1 protein-coding gene is annotated in these 527 nt (G+C 37.2%); it reads right to left on the reverse strand.

What is annotated here, in order from left to right; translation table 11 throughout:
• Nucleotides 1–527: amino acid permease (locus IDG60_RS01690; RefSeq protein WP_206160424.1), on the reverse strand; the 527-nt coding region annotated here is incomplete at both ends.

Below are 527 nucleotides of genomic sequence, written 5' to 3' on the forward strand. Positions count from 1 at the left end.
ATAATGCTGATGAAGCAAAGATTGCAACATGTGGAACGCCATATTTATTCGTCTTAGAAAAGTTCGGAGGTGCTTGTTGTTGACTTGATAAACCGAAAAGCATACGGCTATTTGAGAATATACCACTGTTACATGATGAAGCAGCAGCGGTTAATACTACAAAATTAATCAAGCCCGCAGCAAACGGAATTCCGATCAATGCGAATAATTTTACGAATGGACTGTTATCAGGATCAACTTGCTGCCAAGGGATAATAGACATGATAACCGCTAACGCACCAACGTAAAATATTAAAATTCTAATGGGTACACTGTTAATTGCCTTTGGAATTGTTTTAACTGGATCTTTTGTTTCCCCAGCTGTAACACCAATCATTTCAATTCCTACAAATGAGAATAATGCCATTTGGAAAGACATAAAGAATCCAGAAGCACCTTTAGCGAATATGCCGTGTTCATATAAATTTGTGAAACTGGCATGCCCGAATTGAGTTTTAAATGCAAATAGAATCATGACGAAACCAACT

The sequence above is a fragment of the Staphylococcus sp. EG-SA-2 genome (assembly GCF_017152085.1).